Source organism: Marinobacter sp. UBA2498 (genome assembly GCF_002341575.1).
GTDB classification, from domain to species: Bacteria; Pseudomonadota; Gammaproteobacteria; order Pseudomonadales; family Oleiphilaceae; genus Marinobacter; species Marinobacter manganoxydans.
Map to the genome: position 1 here is coordinate 1 of NZ_DDOI01000027.1, position 13,718 is coordinate 13,718.

At 59.1% G+C, this 13,718-nt stretch carries 12 protein-coding genes and 2 tRNA genes; 10 read left to right on the plus strand and 4 right to left on the minus strand.

Annotated features, from left to right (window positions below; all coding sequences use genetic code 11):
• Positions 1–985 (minus strand): NAD(P)H-dependent oxidoreductase subunit E (locus tag B2W52_RS02465; protein WP_286801122.1); only part of this gene is annotated, 985 nt, incomplete at its 3' end.
• A 212-nt stretch (positions 986–1,197) separates the two neighbouring features.
• Between B2W52_RS02465 and B2W52_RS02470 the strand changes: the two genes are divergently transcribed.
• Positions 1,198–2,181: a ribose-phosphate diphosphokinase gene (locus tag B2W52_RS02470; protein WP_273017214.1), complete on the plus strand. Its 984-nt coding sequence runs from the start codon at positions 1,198–1,200 to the stop codon at positions 2,179–2,181.
• A gap of 64 nt (positions 2,182–2,245) precedes the next feature.
• On the opposite strand, the gene B2W52_RS02475 is transcribed toward B2W52_RS02470, so the two are convergent.
• Positions 2,246–2,752 carry a hypothetical protein gene (locus tag B2W52_RS02475; protein ID WP_008174494.1) on the minus strand — a complete coding sequence of 169 codons (507 nt, stop codon included), beginning with the start codon at positions 2,750–2,752 and terminating at the stop codon, positions 2,246–2,248.
• A gap of 245 nt (positions 2,753–2,997) precedes the next feature.
• Here B2W52_RS02475 and B2W52_RS02480 point away from each other — a divergent pair, with 245 nt between their 5' ends.
• From B2W52_RS02480 to B2W52_RS02505, 6 genes are all read left to right on the plus strand, one after another.
• A complete protein-coding gene (locus B2W52_RS02480) occupies positions 2,998–4,494 on the plus strand; it encodes a DUF3375 domain-containing protein (protein ID WP_008174491.1) in 1,497 nt (498 codons plus the stop codon).
• A gap of 6 nt (positions 4,495–4,500) precedes the next feature.
• On the plus strand, positions 4,501–5,244 hold the full coding sequence (locus B2W52_RS02485) for a DUF4194 domain-containing protein (protein WP_008174489.1): 744 nt from the start codon (positions 4,501–4,503) through the stop codon (positions 5,242–5,244).
• The gene (locus B2W52_RS02490; RefSeq protein ID WP_273017215.1) at positions 5,241–8,564 is read left to right on the plus strand and encodes an ATP-binding protein; all 3,324 of its coding nucleotides are present in this window, start codon (positions 5,241–5,243) and stop codon (positions 8,562–8,564) included. Before B2W52_RS02485 ends, B2W52_RS02490 begins: the two co-directional genes overlap by 4 nt.
• Positions 8,548–9,702, plus strand: coding sequence for a Wadjet anti-phage system protein JetD domain-containing protein (locus B2W52_RS02495; RefSeq protein ID WP_008174485.1), 1,155 nt, complete (start codon positions 8,548–8,550; stop codon positions 9,700–9,702). The genes B2W52_RS02490 and B2W52_RS02495 overlap by 17 nt, the downstream gene beginning before the upstream one ends.
• A gap of 139 nt (positions 9,703–9,841) precedes the next feature.
• Positions 9,842–10,078 (plus strand): type II toxin-antitoxin system Phd/YefM family antitoxin, encoded by a 237-nt coding sequence (locus B2W52_RS02500; RefSeq protein WP_053115272.1) that lies wholly within the window; start codon positions 9,842–9,844, stop codon positions 10,076–10,078.
• Positions 10,078–10,512 (plus strand): type II toxin-antitoxin system VapC family toxin, encoded by a 435-nt coding sequence (locus tag B2W52_RS02505; RefSeq protein ID WP_053115271.1) that lies wholly within the window; start codon positions 10,078–10,080, stop codon positions 10,510–10,512. Before B2W52_RS02500 ends, B2W52_RS02505 begins: the two co-directional genes overlap by 1 nt.
• 57 nt (positions 10,513–10,569) lie before the next feature.
• Here B2W52_RS02505 and B2W52_RS02510 read toward each other — a convergent pair.
• Positions 10,570–10,643 (minus strand) — tRNA-Cys (locus B2W52_RS02510).
• 60 nt (positions 10,644–10,703) lie between these two features.
• A tRNA-Gly gene (locus B2W52_RS02515) sits at positions 10,704–10,779 on the minus strand.
• Between the two features lie 293 nt (positions 10,780–11,072).
• On the opposite strand from B2W52_RS02515, the gene B2W52_RS02520 reads away from it, so the two are divergent.
• From B2W52_RS02520 to B2W52_RS02530, 3 genes are all read left to right on the plus strand, one after another.
• A complete protein-coding gene (locus tag B2W52_RS02520; protein ID WP_273017217.1) occupies positions 11,073–12,170 on the plus strand; it encodes an MlaE family ABC transporter permease in 1,098 nt (365 codons plus the stop codon).
• 11 nt (positions 12,171–12,181) lie between these two features.
• Complete coding sequence (locus tag B2W52_RS02525; protein ID WP_286801124.1) at positions 12,182–13,006, plus strand: ABC transporter ATP-binding protein; 825 nt, start codon at positions 12,182–12,184, stop codon at positions 13,004–13,006.
• A 2-nt stretch (positions 13,007–13,008) separates the two neighbouring features.
• The coding region (locus B2W52_RS02530; RefSeq protein ID WP_286801125.1) for an MlaD family protein at positions 13,009–13,718 on the plus strand (710 nt) is incomplete at its 3' end.

Consider the following 13,718-nt stretch of genomic DNA (forward strand, 5'->3'; position numbering starts at 1 on the left):
TGTACGCGCCCGCGCCCCGGCGTAGGATTACAAAGCCGGGTTCTACGATGCCGGCAGCTTCCAGTTCGGCAACGGCGTCTTTCAGCACACCGAGGAGGCCTGGATACTCATCGCGCAGGTAGATGTAGAGGGCCTTCGCCTCAACCGCCCAGGCGCTAACCAGTGCACCTTCCAGGAAGACGTGGGGTTCTCGTTCCAGGTAATAACGATCTTTGAAGGTACCCGGCTCTCCTTCATCCGCGTTAATCACCGCATAACGGGGCCCCGGTTCGGCCCGCACGGCCTGCCATTTACGGAATGTTGGAAATCCGGCGCCGCCCAGGCCGCGCAGGCCTGCCTGTTGAAGTTCTTCCGCGAGGGACTCGACAGTAACCTGACCGTCTCGGCAATCCTTCAGCAACTGGTAACCACCTACCGAGCGGTAATCCGCCAGCTTCTGCCAATGGATGTCGTCGGGTTGAATCTGCTTTTGTTCGACTGCCGCGCCGACCGTCTCAACAGTGGCGTTGCCTACATGATGTTGTCCCACGGCCACCACGGGTGCTGTCTCGCAGCGCCCCATGCAGGGCGCGAGGACCACGCGCACCTGGCTCGGGTCAGCCCCATCAGCCAGCGCCTCGTGCAGTGCGCCTGCGCCCGCCAGTTGGCACGAAAGCGAGTCACACACCCGCAGAGTTATCTCAGGCGGTGGGGCTTGTTCATCATGAATGACGTCGAAATGGGCGTAGAAAGTCGCCGTTTCATAGACGGCGGCCATGGGCAGGTTCATGAAAGCGGCAAGGGCCCGAAGGCGGGGCATGGAGAGGTAACCGTCTGCGTCCTGCAGTACATGCAGGTGCTCGATAAGGCGATCGCGGTCCCGCAATGACGAATCAACACGTTCGTCACCGATCAGATCCCGCAGCTCCGACAGTACCGCCGGTTCCAGTTGACGGCCACGTAGAGCAGAGCGCCGGCGTTTGACCATCTTATCGTCTGTGCTCATTGTTGTTGACCAGGCGCCGAGGTATCAAAGACAGCCTTGCCGACTGACTTGATTAGTTACCGATCATTGAAGCACATCAGGCCGGGATTACGCCAGACGATGGAAAGCGGGACGAAGAGTTCGAAAACTCGGCCTCGTATATCTTTATCCGCATTTTGACTAGAGTTAAAAGAGCAATTGATACACTCAGCCAAAGCGAACGGACTGGCCCCATGAAACCGGACGACCGAATAGCACTCTTCAGTCTTGATTGCGGCAGCGACTTTGCCTCGCAAGTGGCCGTCCACCTGGGCGTGCCCCTGGGCAAACATGAGGAACGGGATTTCGAAGACGGCGAGCACAAGATCCGCACGCTGGAGACGGTTCGCAACCGGGATGTATTCGTGGTCCAGTCCCTCAACAGCAGCGATGGCCTCAGCACCAACGACAAGCTCGTGCGTCTGCTGTTTTTACTGGCCAGTCTCCGAGACGCTGGCGCCGGCCGACTAAATGTCGTGGCGCCCTACCTTTCTTACTCCCGCAAGGACAGGAGAACCAAGCCCAACGATCCTGTCACCACCCGCTATGTCGCCCAGCTCTTCGAGGCTATGACGATCGACACCATAGTGACCGTGGACGTTCACAACCGCGCCGCTTTCGAGAATGCCTTTCGCTGCCCTACAGTTCATTTGAGCGCCAGGGAAGCGTTCATCGACTACCTCCTGCCGGAACTCGGGGACAGGGAAATCACCGTAGCGTCCCCGGATATAGGGGGCGTAAAGCGTGCGGAACTGTTCCGCGAGTCATTGGCGAATCGGCTGGAGCGCCCCGTCGGCAGCGCATTTATGGAGAAGCATCGCAGCCAGGGCGAAATGAGCGGTTCTGCCGTGGTTGGCGATATCCGCAACCGCACCGTGCTGATCCTGGACGACCTGATCGCAGGAGGAGGCACCATGCAGCGGGCTGCGGAAGCGTTCAAAGACCAGGGCGCGGAGGACGTGATCGCCATCGCCACGCACGCTGTGTTCACTGACGATACCGGGGAAAAACTGTCTTCGTCGGCATTGTCCCGGGTGATTCTCGGCAATACGGTCACTCCGTCACTGCCGTCCAAATCACTGAAGACCAAGGTTGAGCTGGTGGATATTACTGCCGGCATAGCCGATACCATCACTGCATTGCATGAAGGCAGGGATGTGACAGATCTGGAGTCCTGAATCCGGGTTTCTTGGGCGCCATCGCTTCAGCCGCCAGCACCTTTGCCGAAATCGGAGGCTATGTTCAGGTAATCCAGCGCTTTTTGCCGCCATGGCCCGCGCCTCTCGCGGAAATCGTCGTCCAGGTGCCAGATCGCCAGCTTGGCCCGTTCTGTGGCTCGGTCAGGCAGACATGCTCCGGCCGCAAATCACCATGGGCCTCAACGAGGATGCCGGCCTTTGCGCGATCCGCAAAGACCGCCGAGTGTTTTTCAATCAGTGTCATTTGCTGGTCACGGACCCGTTTGACCCTGTCCTCCGGAAGGGAGTAATCAATCAACTGTTGGTAGTGATCGTCGATGCCCTCCCGCAAGCGCTCCAGGTACTGGTTCCCCGAGAGCCGGACGCTTGCGGCATCCAGATAAAAACGGGCAAGCAAGTCGGCCGCCGCCGTGACGCGCTGGTATTCCACGGCTGAGGACTTGATCTGTTTTTCCAGCATCGCAGTCTCTGGCAGGCGATGCATGACCACCAGCCAGTCGACGGGAATGCCCTCCGTGCCCAACCTCAGCTCACCACCTGCCTCAATCACAGACTCTAGCAGAGTATGTGACCCGGGTGGATAATGACAAGGGCGGCCTGGTGTCGGCCTGGAGAATAAAGGTGGCACCGGATAACAAAGCGCTCTGGTGAAACCGCCCCTGTGGTGGTCTGATGGGTATTAAGTTGTTACGGTCGCTATCACACCGGTACTATTATGAACGCCATATAAATGCCATTATCAGGCCCTGTTTGCTGCCACCCGTTATCCAGATACCAGATAAAAGCACACTGCCGATGGACGAACAAACCCACCTGAGAACCCGCTCCTACCTGGTGGCCCGTCACCAGCATCCGGCCTGGAAGCTTCTGTCTGCCACCCGCGGGCCCCTGGTACTTAGTTGCCTGCAGGCACTGATGGAAACAAACCGGGAAGAAATCCTGTTCGAGGATGCCCAGCAAATGCTGACGGATATCCTGCGTGAACACGCCAACAGCGACGACCTGAAGCTGTCCCCCGACGACCCGGCAGCCGATGCCAGGAAAGAACTACGTTCCTGGATTCGCAAAGGGCTGATAGTGGAACGGGACGGCCGGCTGATGGCCACCGATGCCCTGCAAAAAGCCCTGGCCTTTGTTGAGGGCCTCGATGAAAAGATCATGACGTCCACCGCCTCTCGCCTCGCCACGGTACAGCGGGAAATTGAAAACCTGGAAACCCGTCTGAACCCGAATGCCCAAAGCCGTGCGGACCATATACGCCGCAAAATAAGAGACCTGGAGCACGAACTGGCCGACGTGGAAGCCGGTCGATTCAAGGTGCTGGAGGGGGCCGAAGCCGCAGAAGGCATCCGCGAAGTCTACAATCTTGCCACCAGTCTGCGAGCGGACTTTCGCCGGGTGGAGGACTCCTATCGGGACGCAGACCGTCAGTTACGCCAATCCATCGTCAGCGAACAGCATCACCGTGGCGAAATCGTTGACCGCTTGCTGGACGGCCACGACACCCTGCTGGAAACCGCCGAGGGCAAGGTATTCCACAACTTCAGTGAGCAACTTAGCCGTTCCATCGAGCTGGACAACATGAAACACCGGTTGCGTACCATCCTGAAGAATCCGGCAACCCGCCACGCCCTGTCCCGACAGCAACAGGATGAGTTGCGCTGGCTCGTGATCCGGCTGATACAGGAGTCCGCTGCTGTCATCCGCGCCCGGGCCCGCAGCGAAAAAGACGTCAAAGGGTTCCTGAAAACCGGGCTGGCCGCCGAGAACCACAGAGTCGGCGAACTGCTCAATGGTATACTGAACACCGCACTTAACATCGACTGGTCCAGCCACAAGGTCCGCAAAGGCGACACGCCTCTGCCGCCAATTGCCGTGGCGGTTTCCAGCCTGCCGCTGGTTGAGCGGCTCAGATTCAAGTCCGCCACTGAAGAGCAGGCACAAGGCCTCGAGTTGACCGATCAGGGCGTCAACCTCGACGACGTCGACGAAGAGTTCTGGCGGGCATTTGACGGTCTTGACCGGGAAGCCCTGTACCAGGAAACCGTGGAACTGCTGAAAGTCACCGACCGCCCCATGAGCATCGGCGACCTGGCGGCTCACCTGCCGCCCACTCACGACCTGGAAACCATTGCCCTGTGGCTGGCCATGTCCCGTGAGGCGGAGGTGGAAATCACCGACGACCGGGAAGCCGTGGATATTACCGACAGCAACGGACACCGGCTGCGCTTCCACGTGCCGCAACTGGCGCTAACCCGACAAGACGCAGAAGCCATCGACTGGGAGCTGTAAACCCGCATGTCTGACTATTTTGACCGCCTGACAAGCCAGGCAGACGACCAACAAGGCCGGGACGAGCCGCAACAGACATCAGAGGCACTGGCCCATGTCGATCAGCAAACGCCTCTGACGGAGGCCAGCCACTACACGCCCGGCAATGTGAAAGCCACCGCCCAGGAGCTGCTGAAATACGGGTTGCTGGAAGCAGACCGTAAGCCCAACCTCTACCAGGTTGCCACCACCCAGACCGCTGCGATCAACCAGATCCTGGAACCGTTCGACCTGCGCCTGAAAGTGGACGACGTACGTGGACTGGCTTTCCTTGTCGTGTCAGACCGGCTCTTCAGCGAAGGCCAAGAAAACGACGACGAGTGGTCCCACCCCCTGGTGCGCCGCCAGCGTCTGACCATGGAACAGTCCCTGCTGGTGGCCATACTACGCCAGCACTTTATCGCCCACGAACAGGAAACCGGTCTCGGTGCCGGCGAAGCCACTGTGGAACTGGATGAGCTACTGCCCCAACTGCAGCTGTACCTGGGCGACACCGGCAGCGACACCCGCGACCAGAAACGCCTGCGCAGCCTGCTGGACAACCTCAAGAGCCACGGCATTGTCTCGGACATCGACGCCAACGACCAGGTGGTCGTTCGCCCTATCATCACCCACCTGGCGAACCCGGAAAATCTGCAGAACCTGCTCCACCATTTCCGACAAATGGCCGGCCAGTCCGCCCCGCAAGACGCTGACGGAGAGGATGTATGAGCCTGCCCCAGACCGACCTCTTTGCCGCTGACATCCTGCCGCCCACGGCCTATATCCTGACCCACCTGGACCTGTATAACTGGGGGCCCTTCGGTGGACGGCACTGCGCGGAGATCGACCCGAAAGGCACCGCCATTATCGGCCCCACCGGCAGCGGCAAGACCACGCTGGTGGACGCGTTGATGACCCTGTTGACTCACCAGCCCCGGTACAACCTGGCCTCCACTGGCGGCCATGAAAGCGACCGTGACCTGATTTCCTATATTCGGGGCGTATCCGGTGCCGGTAACAATACCGGCGACAACAGCCATATCGCACGCGCTGGTAAAACCGTAACAGCCGTGAGCGCCCGCTTCTCCAACGGTAACAACGCTATTCGCATCGGGGCGCTGTTCTGGATCGACGGCAGCAGCTCTGCCGCCAGCGACCTGAAACGCCTATGGCTGTTTTCAGAAAGGGATGACCAGAGTCTGGACAACTGGCTGGCCATTCACCACGAGGGTGGCGCCCGGGAGCTCAAGCAACACGCCGGGGATAACCCAGGCTTACAGGCCAACGACAGTAAGAAAGCCTACCTGGCCCAAGTACGGCGATTTTTTGAAGTGGGGGAAAATGCCTTCACTCTGCTCAACCGCGCCGCGGGCCTGAAGCAGCTCAACAGCATCGACGAAATCTTCCGGGAACTGGTGCTGGATGACCACTCGGCGTTCGACCGGGCGGCAGAGGTGGCCAGTGAGTTTGACGACCTGGCCGCGATCCACAGCGAACTGGAAACCGCCCGAAAACAACACCAGTCGCTGCTACCCATAGCGGAAACCTACGAAAAGCACCAGAGTGCCACCAGAGAGCTTGACCAGCAGCTGTTATTGAAAGACATCCTGCCGATCTGGTTCGCACAAACCGGCTACGAGCTGTGGAGCACCCGCAAACAGGACCTGGAACGTCAGCTTGATAAGGGCAGAGAAACCCTCGAGTCATTGAGCAGCAATGTTAAGCAACTCAACAGCAAAGCCGATACCCTGAAAGACATATACCTGCAGGCCGGTGGTGCCAGCATAGAGCAGCTAAAGGAGCAGATCTCCCAACAGAAGCGCTGGGTAGGAGAACGGGGCCGACACGCCAGGGACTACCAGACCCTGACCGGCAAGCTTGACCTGGACAGCACACTGAGCTCCGAAGCACTGGCCCGGAACCGCCAGCTCGGTGAGTCAAAGCTGGCCGAACTGTCCGAACTTGCGGACACTCAGGACGAATTCCTGCTCGACCTGCGTTTTCGTCACGGTAAGCTCAATGAAACCCTGACGGAAATCACCGAAGAAATCGACCGCATCAAGGCCCGGCCCGGGTCCAACATCGACGGACGTTACCAGGAATTCCGCAGCGAACTGGCCCAGGACCTGAACCTGGACGAAAGCATTCTGCCGTTCGTGGCAGAACTGGTGGAAGTCAAAGCCGAAGAACGTGACTGGCGTGGCGCCATTGAACGGGCTATCGGCGGGCACCGCCTGCGCCTGCTCGTGCCACCGGCCGCCATGCAATCGGCCCTGGACAGGGTCAACAGCCGTGACAACCGCCTTCATGTGCGACTGCTGGAAGCCCAGGCACCCCAGGCCACGGCACAGTTCATGAAGGATGGCTTCACCCGCAAGCTGAACTTCAAGGACCATCCTCACCGGGAAGCCCTGAAACAATTGTTGGCCGAAATCGACCGACACTGCGTGGACTCTCCCGAAACCCTGCGCCAGACACCCCATGGCATGACCCAACAGGGCCTGATGTCCGGCAAGAAGGGCTATTTTGAAAAACGGGACAACCAGCGGCTCGACAAGGGCTGGATGACCGGCTTCAACAACCGTGACCGTCTCTCCGCGCTCAACAACGAACTGAGCGAAACCCGTAAGAAAGCGGACGCTCTGGGGCGGCAACTCGAATCAGCCCGCCGTAATCTCAGGGACACAAAGGATCAGATAAGGCTTTACGAACTCCTGGGCGAAACCGAGTTCCGCACCATCAACCTGCCCAGCGCACAACGTGAACTCGATGCCCTGCAAAGCCGGCTGGAAGCACTGACCGCTCCGGACTCGGATGTGGAAAAAGCACGGGGGGAATTTGAAGCGGTTCGCCAGCAACTAGAAGAAGGCCGACAACAGCTGTCGAACCAGGAAACCGCCCTCGCCCTGCTGAAAGAAAAGCGCAACCAGGCCACGGACCGCTGCACAGAACTGCTGGACCGGCTTGGCGATGGCCTCACAGACGATCAGCAAAGCCTGGCAACCAGACACTTCCGCACCCCGAAAGCGGACCAGTACGAACGACTGGAAGCCCTGGAGCGGGACCAGCGAGAGCAACTGGACAAAGTCATTGGGAAGCTGGGCAAACAGATCCAGAGTTTTGAACTCAGCCTGACCCAACTGATGGAAAAGGCGCTCACCATTGATACCGGGGCGCTGATTGAAACCGGCAGTAATATCCAGGACATTCCGGAATACCTGGAACGCCTGCGGGTACTGGAGGAAGAAGCCCTTCCCCAGAAGCTGGAGCGATTCCTCAGCTATCTGAACCAGTCGTCGGATCAGGGCGTGACCCAACTGCTGGCTCACATACAGAACCAGGTGGCCATCATTGAAGAACGTATCGCCGATCTGAACGCCACACTGCGGCGGGTCGACTTCCACCCTGGCCGCTACCTGCGCCTGGAGCCCCGCCGGGTTACCCATGAATCCCTCCGCAGGTTGGAGCGCGCACAACGGCAGCTGCGGGCGGATGCCCTGAAAGGCGACCAGGGCGAAAGCCATTTCAAGGCTCTGCAAAACATGGTGGCCTTGCTGCGGGACGCGGCAGACAACAAGCGCACCGTGGGTGCCCGGGCTCTGCTGGACCCGCGCTACCGGCTGCAGTTCGAAGTTTCGGTGCTGGAACGCGAGTCCGGCTCGGTGATCGAGACTCGCACCGGCTCCCAGGGGGGCAGCGGCGGCGAAAAGGAAATCATCGCCAGCTACATTCTTACCGCCTCCCTGAGCTATGCGCTTTGTCCGGACGGCGCCACCCAGCCACTGTTCGGAACCATCGTGCTGGACGAGGCCTTCTCCAAGAGCTCCCACGCCGTAGCCGGCCGCATCATCTCGGCTCTCAACGAGTTTGGCCTGCACCCACTGTTCGTCACGCCCAACAAAGAGATGCGACTGCTACGGGCCCACACCCGCTCTGCCATCCTGGTTCACCGCAAGGACCTGCGGGCCACCCTTACCTCACTGAGCTGGGAAGAACTGGAGGCCCACGCGGAGAAAATGACCCGGAAAGCCCATGAAATCCCCGGCTGAACTGGCAAGCCGCCTGGCCCGCCAATGGCAGAACGCGGACCTGCGCGAACAGCGCCTGCTCCGGCCTCAGGGCTGGCCATTAACCCTCCCCATCGGCAAGCCCACGGGCGCGACGGTACGGGAGAAGGTCACACAGGTACGAGAACACCTGCGGCAATGGCGGGAGGTCACCACCGGGCAGGTCCAGTGGCAGCTGGTCCGCTTCAAGAGCACCAGCGAAGCCATCGACATTCCCACCCACTGGACACTGGACACTCCCAGCCAGTGGGTGCAGGCCGCGGGCAGCAGTGAAGTCAGGCGGGAATACGACACACTCAGCCGTCTCGCCTCTGTTCTGGACCCGCGATTTCACTCACTGATCATACGCCGGCGCAGCCTGGTCATGGATAAGCCGGAAAGCGACGTTATTCGCAGCGGCAAGGTTGCCCTTCAGCTCCAGCCAGGCTGCGCCGAAGGAAAACCCCTCAGGGCACTGTCTATTGCCGGCACCGACAGCAAGTTCTTCGAGCGCAACCGCCAGCTTGTAACGCTGATGCTGGACATTCTGTTCGACGGCCAGGCCAGCGAAACCGGGCTGGAAGCCTTTCTGGGCGCTGAAGACGACGGCCACCACTGGTTACTGGTCGCCGACCTTGATGGCTCGTTGTTGCCCTTCACGCAAATGCGGGTCCGGGCCCACGAACTCCAAAGCACGCCTTTACCTGGCGAACGGTTGATACTGGTTGAAAACGAACGCTGCCTTCACCAGTTGCCCAGGGTCTCCGGTACGGTCTCGGTACTTGGGTCGGGCCTGAACCTGTCCTGGCTCAACGCAACATGGCTGAAAGATCGGGCGACCGCCTATTGGGGCGACATCGATACCTGGGGACTGACCATGCTGGCCAGCGCCCGGAAACACCTCCCGCTTCTCACACCACTGCTGATGGACAGGATTACCTTCGACACGTTCGCCGACGCAAGTGGTGTTGAAGAACCACAGCCTGCCCCCTCGATCACTCCGCCAGGATTGACCGGAAGCGAGGCTAAGCTTTACCAACGTCTGAGACAGGCAGACCAGGGCCGGCTGGAGCAAGAGTTTCTGCCGGTCTGTGTTGTTCATAGGGCCATTGGCGACTGGGTCGATCGCTCCGCAGAATAACATCAACAAAATAGTCCAACGCGCTCAAGATCTTGCGCAGTGCTCACATGTATCAGGTTTTAACGATTCTTCGGCGTTGAATTGCAAGCCAGAAACCTATCGGTGTACACTAAACGTGTACACAAAAGAAGGAGAAAGCATGCAGACCATTAATGTCCGGGAAACGCGGGAAAAGCTTTCTAATCTATTAGACGCGGTAGCCGCTGGAGAAGAGATTGTTATTCTTCGCCATGGTAAACCAGCAGCGCGGCTGACGGCAGCCTATCCGGAAACTATTCAGTTTCTGGATCGTTCAGGGCTAAGAGCTTCGCTACCGCCTTCTCGAGAAAGTTCTGCACAGACGGTGCGAGAGCTCAGAGACGAAGAGCGCTATTGATGTACTACTTCGACACCAGTGCCGTTCTACCCTACTACCGCCAAGAGCATGCTAGCGATAGCATTCAAGCCTTGCTTGAATTGCAGACCAAGCCAGTTCTGATCAGTCATTTAACAGAAGTGGAAGTTGCAAGTGCCTTGGCCCGTTGGGTTCGCATGGGGGAGCTTAGTGAGCCCCAGGCAAATCGCATCGAAAGTGCCTTCCATGATGATGTCAGCCACGGCCGCTTCACCCTCTGCTCTATTGAATCAGACCATTACCGTCGAGCCGGGCATTGGATCGGGACACGAAAGACAAGTCTGAGGACATTGGATGCACTCCACCTGGCCTGCGCGGAGTCTAATCAGGCTTGTTTGATCAGTGAGGACGAAGCGTTGCTGAACGCGGCCGTTTTTTTTGGCATAGACGCGCGCCTTGCCTCAAATGGCAGCTGAGCACTATGGGCAGGAAGCTGAGTCTACTTAAGCTGCTGTAACAACACGGAAATAAATTGGAGGCGCGGGTCGGAATCGAACCGGCGTACACGGAGTTGCAGTCCGCTGCATAACCACTCTGCCACCGCGCCGGAAAAGATCGAAGAGATCGGATCTTTGTGCTCTCAGGTGGGCATTGAGAGACTTGAAATTGGAGCGGGAAACGAGATTCGAACTCGCGACCCCAACCTTGGCAAGGTTGTGCTCTACCAACTGAGCTATTCCCGCTCTTTGTTTCCGGGGCATTGCCTCGTCAACGGCTGCGTATTCTACGGATTACCGTTCGGGCGTCAATAGTTTTTTATCAAGTTTTTGTTTTACTGGAGATTGTGGGTAAAGTTTGGCCAATCCCGGTGCCGGATGCAATCATGCGACTTGCGCACTGGCAGAGAACCTTTGCACTCTCTAAGCTAGTCACTGGCAGGCAACATCACTCAGGGATTCGACAGAACGTGCCCAGTCCTGATTCTTCCGAGCAGACCGACCCACAAAGACCGTCTTCCAGACCCGGATCCATAACCGTGGAAGCCGACACCCTGAGGGTGACGGATGACTGGCTGTTGAGCCATTACCGGTCGCTGGCGTCCCTGGCTTCGTCGATGTCTTCCAGGGATACGAGTCGATTATCCATCGACCTCTCGGGGCTGGATCGGATTGACACTGCCGGTGCATCGCAACTGGCCTCTCTGATCGGCCCGGAGCGCCTGCTCGAAGCCGCCTCGGCCGCAGGCGACTTACCCCGTGAAAAATCCGCGCTGATTGCCGCCGTTTGCGAGGCCATGAAGAACCAGCCCGGGCCAGATGGGCGCAGGCCTTCCCTGCTCTGGAGCTTTGTGACCGGAACGGGTCAGAAGGTTGAAAGCCTCTTTCAGCTGCTGTGGATTCTTGTGGGTTTTATTGGCCAGACGCTGGGCACCCTGGCCTGGAACCTCCCCCGGCCCTGGCGCTGGCGTATGACGCCCTTCGTCGCAGCCGTTCATGACACCGGCCTGAACGCCCTGCCCATTGTGGCACTACTCACATTTCTGGTGGGTGCCGTGGTAGCGTTTCTGGGGGCGACCGTGCTGGATGATTTTGGCGCCACCATCTACACGGTTAACCTGGTGGCCTTCTCCTTCCTGCGGGAATTCGGGGTGCTGTTGGCCGCAATCCTGCTCGCCGGCCGGACCGCCAGCGCGTTTACCGCCCACATTGGCGCCATGAAGGTTAACGAGGAGCTGGATGCCATCCGCACCCTGGGCCTGAACCCCATCGAACTGCTGGTGCTACCCAGGGTAATGGCGATGATGGTGAGCCTCCCCATTCTCACCTTTGTGGGCATGATCTCCGGTATGGTTGGCGGCGCCATGGTCTGTGCCCTGGTGCTGGATATCTCGCCGACGCAGTTCATGGCCATCGTTGAGCGGGACATTGCCCTCCAGCATTTCGTTGTCGGCATTGTGAAAGCGCCAATCTTTGCATTCCTGATTGCTGTGATTGGCTGCCTGGAGGGATTCAAGGTGGCTGGCAGTGCGCAATCCGTGGGTGAGCACACAACGTCCAGCGTAGTTCAGTCCATCTTTATGGTGATTCTGTTGGATTCCATTGCTGCACTATTCTTTATGGAAATGGGCTGGTAATCATGGCGGCTATGACGGCATCCCCGAGTACTGAAGCCAGAAATAAGCCGGTGATTGCGGTGCGGGATCTGTGCAACCGCTTCGGCGAGCATGTTGTGCACGAGAATCTCGACCTGGACCTGCTGCGCGGCGAAATACTGGGCGTGGTTGGCGGGTCAGGAACCGGCAAAACCGTGCTTTTGCGCAGTATCGTTGGGTTGAACACGCCCGCCTCGGGCCATATCCGGGTGTTTGGCGAGGATCTTATCCAGCTTCCGGCACGTGCACGCTCCCGGGTTGAGCAACGCTTCGGGGTTCTGTTCCAGGGTGGCGCCCTGTTTACCTCCCTCAACCTGCAGGAGAATATCGCCGTTCCCCTGATTGAACACGCCGGCCTGAAGCGGTCTGAGGCCGAACAGCTGGCCCGGATGAAGCTGGCGCTGACCGGTTTACCACCTGACGCAGCGGTTCGTTACCCGTCCGAACTCTCCGGCGGTATGGTGAAGCGGGCGAGCCTGGCCCGGGCCCTGGCACTCGATCCGGAGATCCTGTTTCTGGATGAGCCCACGGCGGGCCTGGACCCCATTGGGGCAGCGGCATTCGACCGGCTGATTGTGACGCTCCGGGATGCCCTGGGGCTGACTGTGTTTCTGGTCACCCATGATCTGGACACCCTCTACTCAACCTGTGACCGGGTTGCGGTACTGTCACAGCGCAAGGTGCTGGTAGCTGATACGCTGGAGAAGGTTGCGGCCACGAAGGACGATTGGGTCCAGGACTACTTTAACGGGCCCCGTGGCCGGGCAGCGAGTTACGCATTCAGGGATCATCTGGAAAAACGGAATCAGGAGCAGTAACCATGGAGCCGAGGGCCCACCACCTGATCATTGGCCTGTTTACCATCCTGGCCTTTGCCGCCGCCTTGATCTTTTCTCTGTGGCTGGCGAAATCCTCCGCCGATCGGGAATGGGGCTACTACGAGATCGTGTTCGACCACGCCGTCGGCGGCCTGTCCGAAGGCAACCCTGTGCTCTACAGCGGCGTTCAGATCGGCGATGTGGTGGAGCTGAGGTTGGACCCGGACAATCCTGGGCATGTGCGGGTTCTGGTTCGGGTGGATCAGTCGGTTCCCATTCGGGAGAACACGAAAGCCGGCCTGGTGCTCGCCAATATCACCGGCAGCATGAGCGTCCAGTTCAGCGGTGGAAGCCCCGACAACCCCGCGTTGAAAGGTGACGAGGACAACCCGCCGGTGATCATTGCCGAGCCCTCGGCGTTCACCAGCCTGCTTTCCAACGGCGAGCAACTCCTGGCCAAAGCCGACCAGCTGCTTACCAGCGCGACGGCGCTGTTATCGGCTGACAACATCGACAATGCATCGGCCATCCTGGAAAACACACGGGAAGCCACAGACGCCCTGCTCGACCGTCGCGACCAGCTGATCGCCCTGCTCGAACAATTCGATGCCGCCGCCATTCGTGCCGAAGAAGCTGCGATCAAAGTCTCCAACGTTTCGGATAACGCCAACGAACTGCTGCAAAACGATGGCCAGCGGGTTCTGCAATCCAT

What these genes read in the sequence shown, in the direction of transcription:
- B2W52_RS02470 (WP_273017214.1), top strand. Translation starts at nt 1,198, where the DNA reads ATGAAACCGGACGACCGAATAGCACTCTTCAGTCTTGATTGCGGCAGC.
- B2W52_RS02480 (WP_008174491.1), top strand. Translation starts at nt 2,998, where the DNA reads ATGGACGAACAAACCCACCTGAGAACCCGCTCCTACCTGGTGGCCCGT.
- B2W52_RS02485 (WP_008174489.1), top strand. Translation starts at nt 4,501, where the DNA reads ATGTCTGACTATTTTGACCGCCTGACAAGCCAGGCAGACGACCAACAA.
- B2W52_RS02490 (WP_273017215.1), top strand. Translation starts at nt 5,241, where the DNA reads ATGAGCCTGCCCCAGACCGACCTCTTTGCCGCTGACATCCTGCCGCCC.
- B2W52_RS02495 (WP_008174485.1), top strand. Translation starts at nt 8,548, where the DNA reads ATGAAATCCCCGGCTGAACTGGCAAGCCGCCTGGCCCGCCAATGGCAG.
- B2W52_RS02500 (WP_053115272.1), top strand. Translation starts at nt 9,842, where the DNA reads ATGCAGACCATTAATGTCCGGGAAACGCGGGAAAAGCTTTCTAATCTA.
- B2W52_RS02505 (WP_053115271.1), top strand. Translation starts at nt 10,078, where the DNA reads ATGTACTACTTCGACACCAGTGCCGTTCTACCCTACTACCGCCAAGAG.
- B2W52_RS02525 (WP_286801124.1), top strand. Translation starts at nt 12,182, where the DNA reads ATGACGGCATCCCCGAGTACTGAAGCCAGAAATAAGCCGGTGATTGCG.